We start from the raw sequence: 7,775 nt of genomic DNA, 5'->3' as shown, positions 1-7,775 counted from the left end.
GTCGAGAGGTGCGCCGGGCCCGGTTCGGCCCGCCGCAGACAACACTCAAGTCAGAGTTTCGTTTCCTCGAAAGCCCGTACCCATTCGGCGCAGATGCCCGAGCGAACGATGTCGTCGAGGGTGAATTCGACGATCGGGATCTGCATCATGCGGCTTTTCACGAGATGGATCACGGTTCTGAGGCCCGACGTCTCGCGCAGGTCGGTCTGAGACACGTCGCCGTTGATGATGACCTGGCAATCGTCTCCGATGCGGGTCAGGAACATCTTGATCTCGGCGGTGGTGGTGTTCTGCGCTTCGTCGAGGATCACGAGGCAGTTCTTGAAGGTGCGTCCGCGCATGACCTCGAAGGGAACGACCTCGATGTCGCCGGTCTTCATGGCGATTTCGTAGGCGGCGTCGCCCATCCGCTCCTTCATCGTCTCGGTCAGAGGCGTGACCCAGGGTGCGATCTTCTCCTCGAGGCTGCCGGGGAAGAAGCCCAGCGAGCGGCCCGACGGAACGTTGGGGCGGGTGATGATGACCTTGGCGATACGGCGCTGGCGAAGCTGGTCCGCGGCGCGGGTTCCGGCGATGTAGGTCTTGCCGGTGCCGGCCGGTCCAAGGACGATGACCTGCTTGTTGACGGCGAGGGCGTCCAGGTATTCCGCCTGCCGGTCGGTGAGAGGCTGGATCGGGCTTAAGTTACGCTCGTCGTCGAACCGGGTGCGGTGCAGCCGCACCGGGCGGTCCTCTACCAGCTCAAGTCGTGTGCGCCGTCTTTTCATCGATCAACACTCCAACTGGACTTGCCAACTAGGGTTCAACTGATCTTCGACCTGCTTACGCGCCCTGCCCCTGATAAGATTTCCTACACTATCCTCCTTAATCCTTAACAAGATAATCCGATGGCAGGTCTATCAGTTCCATGTATCTCAGCATCGCCTGTGGACGACTTGGTCTGAGGATGTCCCGGCTCCCGCGAAAGTTTCGCCCCCCGCGTCGATGAGCCACGAATCACCCACGCACACAGCATGCCGTGCATGTGGCGACAGCGGCATGACGGAGCGAATTCTCGATCCTGTGGCAGAATTTCGTGTCGAGGACGCGGAAACGACAGTCGAGAACGGTTCTTCGAGAGGGAGACAGCGGGATGACGAAGCATCCATCTCGACCACGGCCTCCATGGCCCCTCGCGAGGGGCGGAACCGGCCGGGACCGCGACACCTGTCGGCTGCGGCCGGCGGGACGCATCATCCTGGCTGGATGAAGCTGTCGAGGACCATCTTGCGGCCGGCCTTGTCGAAGTCAACGGTGAGCTTGTTGCCGTCCACGGCCGCCACGTTGCCGGGGCCGAACTTGGTGTGGAAGACCCGCATCCCGTCCGAAAACGCCGATGGCGCCCCCGTCGACTTCGCGACCAGCTCACCCTCGATCTGGCGAGGGCCGCCATTGTTCCGGCCGGACGAGGACGATCGTCCGAAACCTTGTCCGCTACTTTGGCCGAAACCCTGGTTGCCGGCCGTATTGGCCTGCGCCCGCTGCCAGCCCGGCGTCGCGTAGGACGAACCGAACGGGGTCGGGTTGCGGTCGAAGCGCGAGGCGCCGGCGGAGAAATGCGCCGGGGCATCGACCACGTCCACGGCGCTCGCCGGCAACTCGTCGATGAAGCGGCTCGGCACGGTGGAGGACCACAGGCCGTGGATGCGCCGGTTGACGGCGAAGGACAGCTTGGCGCGCTTGCGGGCTCGCGTCAGGCCGACATGGGCGAGGCGACGCTCCTCCTCCAGGCCGGCCCGGCCGCTCTCGTCCAGCGCCCGCTGGTTGGGGAACAGGCCGTCCTCCCAGCCGGGCAGGAACACGGTGTCGAACTCCAGCCCCTTGGCGGCGTGGAGCGTCATCAGCGAGACCCTGTCGGCTCCCTCCTGCTCGCTCGCCTCCATCACCAGGGAGACGTGTTCGAGGAAGGCGGCCATATCCGGAAACTCCTCCATGGAGCGCACGAACTCCTTGAGGTTCTCCAGGCGACCTGCCGCGTCGGCGGATTTGTCCTTCTGCCACATCTCCGTGTAGCCGGATTCCTCCAGGATGGTCTGGGCCACCTCGGAATGGGGCTGCGTGCCGACCATCCGCGCCCAGCGGGAGAAGCTCTCCACCAGCGCGCGCACGCCCGAGCGGGCGCGCGGCTTCAGCTCGTCGGTCTCGATCAGGCTGCGCGCCGCCTGGAGCAGCGGCACGCGCTGCGAGCGGGAATAGCCGTGCAGGATCTGCAAGGTAGCGTCGCCGAGGCCGCGCTTGGGGGTGTTGAAGATGCGCTCGAAGGCGAGGTCGTCGGCCGGGTTCATGGTGACGCGGAGATACGCCAGCGCGTCGCGGATCTCCGCGCGCTCGTAGAAGCGCGGGCCGCCGATGACGCGGTAGGGCAGACCGAGCTGGACAAAACGGTCCTCGATCTCGCGCATCTGCGCCGAGATCCGCACGAGCACGGCGATCTCGGAGAGGGGGTGCTGCTTGGCCTGCAGGCTCTCGATGGATTCGCCGAGCTGGCGCGCCTCTTCCTCGGAATCCCAGGCGCCGGACACCGTCACCTTCTCCCCGGCCACGTCCTCGGTGCGGAGGGTCTTGCCGAGGCGGCCCTCGTTCTTGGCGATCAGCCCCGAGGCGGCGGCGAGGATATGGCCCGTGGAGCGGTAGTTGCGTTCCAGCCGCACCACCACGGCGCCGGGGAAGTCGTGCTCGAAGCGCAGGATGTTGTCGACCTCGGCCCCGCGCCAGCCGTAGATCGACTGGTCGTCGTCGCCGACGCAGGCGACGTTGCGGTGGCCCTGCGCCAGCAGGCGCAGCCAGAGATACTGGGCGACGTTGGTGTCCTGGTACTCGTCCACCAGGATGTAGCGGAAGCGCTGCTGGTAATTGGCGAGCACGTCCGGGTTCTCGCGCCACAGCTTGAGGCAGAGCAGCAGGAGATCGCCGAAATCGGCGGCGTTCAGGGTGAGCAGCCGCGCCTGATAGGCGGTGTAGAGAGCGCCGCCCTTGCCGAAGGCGAAGGCCCCAGCCTCGCCGGGTGGCACCTGCTCGGGCAGGAGGCCGCGGTTCTTCCAACCGTCGATGGCCGAGGACAGGGCGCGGGCGGGCCAGCGCTTCTCGTCGATGTTCTGGTCGACGATGACCTGCTTCATCAGGCGCAGCTGGTCGTCCATGCCGAGAATCGTGAAGTCGGATTTCAGCCCGACCATCTCGGCATGCCGGCGCAGGATCTTGGTGCCGATGGAATGGAAGGTGCCGAGCCACGGCATCCCCTCGCCGGCCGGGCCGATGAGGGCGCCGATCCGGTGCTTCATCTCGCGCGCGGCCTTGTTGGTGAAGGTCACCGACAGGATGTCGTAGGGCCGCGCCTTGCCCGTCGAGACGAGGTGGGCGATCCGCGTGGTGAGCACCCGGGTCTTGCCGGTGCCGGCGCCCGCGAGCACCAGGACGGGCCCCTCCGTGGTCTCGACGGCCCGGCGCTGCTCGGGGTTCAGCCCTTCGAGATAGGGCGAGCCCTGCGGCCTGAGGGAGGCCATGGCACGGGCGGCGATGGAGGTCTGCGCGGCCTCGGCCGCCACGCCGGAGGCCGGGGCCGGCACGGTGGCCGCCGCTGCGTCGGGATGCTGTTTCATGCCTGCATCCCTGGACCAAAACGCGAACGGCGTCGAGGGTCGGGGCGACGGCCCGGGTCCGAATTGCATGCAGGATCGGAACCGCGGTTTCCCCTCGGGCGTCGTCTCACCATAACGTGACGATCATCCACGAAGGACGTTTCATGCGTGCCGCCCTGTTTTCCGCCCTCTCCGCCCTGACCGTGGCCGCGGGTCTCGGCCTGTCCCCGGCCATGGCCCAGTCGCCCGGCACGCGGTCGCTCAACGACACCAACGACCGCCTCGCGACCCAGAGCGAAATCCGCGGCGTCCGGCATCAGCAGCAATTCGAGAACAACCAGATCCGGATGCAGATGCAGCGCAACGAGGTTACCCGTCCGGCGCCGACCGGACCCAGCGTCGTCCCGCGCCGCTGAACCGGCCGGGGCCGGGCAGACGCCGCCCCTGTTGACGATCAGCCTCGGCCCTGGCGCGAAGCCGGGGCCGTTGTGCTATGCCGCAAGGCGTGGGGGCGCGACCGGGCATCATGACCGGTGAGACGACGTGCCCGCCGCAGGACCAGCCCCGAGGCCGGGGCGGAGCGAGGCGGAAACCAAGACGGTGCGAGACATCCTGACCGCGCTGGCGGGCGCCGTCATCCTGATCCTCGTCGCGGCCCTCGCCGTCCCGCCCCTGGTGGCCTGGGAGAGCTACCGCACGCTGGTCGACCGGACCATCGGGCATTCCCTCGGCCTCGACGCCCATACCGAAGGGCGGATCAGGGTGAGGCTCCTGCCCTCGCCGAGCCTGCGCGTCGACCGCCTGCGCATTGGCGGACAGGCCGACAGGCCGGCCCTCGACCTCCAGCTCGTCAAGGCCGAGATCGCGCTCTCGCCGCTCCTCACGGGCGAGATCCGCTTCACCGAGACGCGGATCGGGCGCGCCGAGATCAAGCTGCCGATCAGCGAGGACGACGCGGTCCGCCTGCCCGCCGACCTCTACCAAACCTTGTCCTCCCAGGATCTCGCCATTGAGGGCCTGTCCATCGGGCAGGTCATCCTGACCACCCTGGTGCCGCGGAGCGGGCGCACCGATCAGGTCAGGGCCGAGACGGTGCATCTCTCCGCGCCCCGCCTCCTCGGGCCGTGGCGGATCGAGGGAATGTCCGGCGCGGTTCCCTTCCGCATCGCCACCGGCGAGCCCGCGGATGACGGTAGCGTCGCCGTGAAGTTCTCCGGCGGCGGCGACACCCATCCGCGTTTCGAGGCCGACACCCGCATCCGGCTCGAGCCGATGGCGGGCGAGGCCCCGCCGGCGGCCGGCACCCTGCGGGCGATGATCCCGAAGGCGGAGGGGACGGCCCGGATCGTGGTCGGGCCGCCTGTCCAGGTGGCGGGCGCCTACCTGCCGTTCTCCCTCGGCGGCGCATTCAAGGCGCGCGGCCCCCTGGTGCGCTTCTCCGAGGTGAAGGCCGAGATCGATCCCGGCGGCCAGGCCATGCGTCTCGCCGGCACGGGACGGATCGACCTGCGGAGCTGGAGGGCGGCCCTGACGCTGGAGGCCCGTCGCCTCGACCTCGACGCCTTCCTGCTCTCCACCGGAGGACAGGCCCTCCTCGCGCGCGGTATGCCGAGGGCCGGCTCCGAACTGCCGATGATGGTCGATCTCGACCTGTCCCTGGAGAGCATCGCCCTCGGTCTCGACGAATGGTCAAATCTCCGGTTGTCCGGCACGTTCGACCGGACCGGAGGCCTCGCGCTCCGGCGCTTCTCGGTGACGGCCCCGGGAGAGGCGGCGCTGACCGCCTCCGGCGAGCTCGATACGCAGCCGACGCCGCGGTTCACCGGCAACGTCTCCCTCGACGCGGCCGCATCGGACGGGTTCGGCCGCTACCTGCGCAAGTTCGGCCTCGGCGGTCCGGCCATCGCGGTGATGGACGGCCGACCGATCCAGGCCTCGGCGGATCTGTCGGCGGCCAGCCCCACCGTGTCGCTGCGCAATCTGCGCCTCTCCCTCGGCGAGGCGCGGATCACCGGAAATGCCCGCTTTACCCAGGCGGAAGCGGCCGGGCGCGGCCGGTTCGACGCCCAGCTCTCGGCCCAGGGCATCGACATCGCCACCCTGCCGGCCTTCGGCGGTGTGCTCAACGGGCTGCACGACCACGATATCGGCCTGACGATCCAGGCGCGGGACGTGCGCTACGGACCCGCCGGCGCCCATTCGGGCAACGGTACGATCGCGGCGAGCATCCAATCCGACGGGGCGAGCCTCGATGTCGGCAGCCTCGACGTCACCGACCTCGCCGGTGCCAACGCCAAGCTCTCCGGCCGGATCGCCCCTGACGGGTCCGGCCGCATCTCGGGCCGGATGTCGGCGCCCGTGGCCGCTCCCCTGATGGCTCTCCTCGACCGGATCTGGATCGCCGAAGCCCGGATGATCCCGGCCTTCCTGCGCGCCGGCGCCCTCGATCTCGCCGTGACCCTGGAGCGCGAAGCGGGTGCCGCCGACACGCTGCGCACCAGCGCCAGCGGAACCGCGGCGGGCGGCAACCTCGACCTCGATCTGCTCGCGCGGGCCGGCCGCATCGACAATCTTTCGCTCGAACTCACGACGCCCATCGCCGGCCGCTGGTTCGAGCGGGAGGACGTGGCCGCTCTGCGCAAGGGAGCGGCCCTGCGCATCACCGGAACGCGCGGCCGGACCACCGCCGACGGATCGGTGCCGCCCCTCGGCCTCGACATCTCCGGCACCATCGCCGACCTCACGCTCTCCACGGTGAAGCCGGTCGTGCCCGGGCCGGGCCGTGCGCCGCCGGAAGCGGGCGAGATCCAGGTGAAGACCTCCGACCTCGCCCCCTTCCTCATGCTCGCCGGCAGCACGGCCGCCCTGCCCTCACCATTGCCGGCGGAGTTCCAGGTGGGATTGTCGCGGGCCGGGCGCGATGCCCATGCGGACGTGACGGGGCGCATCGCGGAAGGCACGGTCCTCGCCAATCTCAACCGCTCGCCCGACGGCGACATCTTCGGCAGCGTGGCCCTGGGCCGGCTCTCACTGCCCTGGCTCGCTTCGGCCCTGATCATTCCGACCGAGGCGAAGAAGCCGGATGCCGGCGACGGGGCGCGTTTCGCGGCTCCTCCGCCGTCCCGGCCGCCGATCGACCTCGAGGTCAGGGTGGATGCCCTCGATCTCGGCCGCCGCTTCACCGCCGAGGGTGCGGCCTTCGGTGCCCGGCTCGACAACGGCGTCCTGACGCTCCGCGATTTCAACGGCCGCGTCGCCGGAGGCCGCCTCACCGGCAGCGTCACCCTGTCCCGGCAGGGCGGTGCCGCGGCCATTTCCGGCGAAGGGTCCTTGAGCGACGCGTCCATCGCCGACCTCGCCGGTCCGGGACCCGTCTCCGGACGAGCCAGCCTGTCCCTGCGCTTCGGTGCCTCGGGCCAGAGCCTCGCCAGCATGGCGAACAACCTCGGAGGCAGCGGCGATCTCGGCCTGACGGATCTCGTTCTTCCCGGCGGCGACCCCGGCGGGATCGAGCGCGCCCTCGTCCGGGTTCTCGCCGAGGACGATCCGCTGCGTGACGGGCGCCTCCAGACCCTCGTCGCCGAGGAGCTCGCCGCCGCGCCGATGGCGGTGAAGGGAAGTGTGACGGCGCCGACGACCCTCGTCGGCGGGTCGTTGCGGGCAGGCCCCGTCGCCTTCGATCTCGGCGGACCGCGCTGGGCCGGTACCCTGTCCGTCAACCTCGCCACCGGACGGGTCGAGGCGCGCGGCACGTTGACGAGCGACAGAGCCCCGAAGGGATGGACAGCCGGAAGTCCAGCGGTCCAGCTCGGCTATTCCGGCCCCATCGCCAAGCCCGAGCGCAGCGTCGATACCGGGCCGCTGACCAACGGCCTCGCCGCGATGGTGCTCCAGCGCGAACTCGAGAAGATCGAGCTGTTCGAGGCCGACCAGCTTGAGCGCCAGCGCCGACGCGCCAGGATCGAGATGGACAAGGCTCGCGCCGCCGCGCTCAAAGCCGCGGCCGACAAGGCTGCGGCGGAAAAGGCGGCGGCGGAGAGGGCCGCGTCCGAGGAGGCGGAGCGGCGCGCCCGCCTCCGTGCCGACGAGGACGCCGCACGCCAGAACGCGGCGCCCCAGGCGATTCCGCAGCCCTGAGGCGCCGCGGATCTCTGAAGG

The 7,775-nt window shown here is 69.6% G+C and carries 4 protein-coding genes; 2 read left to right on the top strand and 2 right to left on the bottom strand.

The window, feature by feature from the left end:
- Window positions 1-50: 50 nt before the first annotated feature.
- The gene (locus ACFQ4G_RS00320; protein WP_238207890.1) at window positions 51-767 is read right to left on the bottom strand and encodes a PhoH family protein; all 717 of its coding nucleotides are present in this window, start codon (window positions 765-767) and stop codon (window positions 51-53) included.
- Between the two features lie 465 nt (window positions 768-1,232).
- A complete protein-coding gene (locus ACFQ4G_RS00315) occupies window positions 1,233-3,638 on the bottom strand; it encodes an ATP-dependent helicase (RefSeq protein WP_238207891.1) in 2,406 nt (801 codons plus the stop codon).
- Window positions 3,639-3,781: 143 nt separating this feature from the next.
- On the opposite strand from ACFQ4G_RS00315, the gene ACFQ4G_RS00310 reads away from it, so the two are divergent.
- On the top strand, window positions 3,782-4,033 hold the full coding sequence (locus ACFQ4G_RS00310) for a hypothetical protein (RefSeq protein ID WP_238207892.1): 252 nt from the start codon (window positions 3,782-3,784) through the stop codon (window positions 4,031-4,033).
- A gap of 184 nt (window positions 4,034-4,217) precedes the next feature.
- Window positions 4,218-7,754, top strand: coding sequence for an AsmA family protein (locus tag ACFQ4G_RS00305; RefSeq protein WP_379039459.1), 3,537 nt, complete (start codon window positions 4,218-4,220; stop codon window positions 7,752-7,754).
- The last annotated feature ends 21 nt before the right edge of the window (window positions 7,755-7,775 follow it).

Source organism: Methylobacterium marchantiae (assembly GCF_042679825.1).
GTDB classification, from domain to species: Bacteria; Pseudomonadota; Alphaproteobacteria; order Rhizobiales; family Beijerinckiaceae; genus Methylobacterium; species Methylobacterium marchantiae.
Note: the sequence above shows the minus strand (reverse complement) of the source record. Positions and strands in the feature narration are given on the sequence as shown.

Excerpts from the sequence above, each read along its gene's own strand:
- ACFQ4G_RS00320 (WP_238207890.1), bottom strand. The coding sequence starts at position 767 with ATGAAAAGACGGCGCACACGACTTGAGCTGGTAGAGGACCGCCCGGTG.
- ACFQ4G_RS00315 (WP_238207891.1), bottom strand. The coding sequence starts at position 3,638 with ATGAAACAGCATCCCGACGCAGCGGCGGCCACCGTGCCGGCCCCGGCC.
- ACFQ4G_RS00310 (WP_238207892.1), top strand. The coding sequence starts at position 3,782 with ATGCGTGCCGCCCTGTTTTCCGCCCTCTCCGCCCTGACCGTGGCCGCG.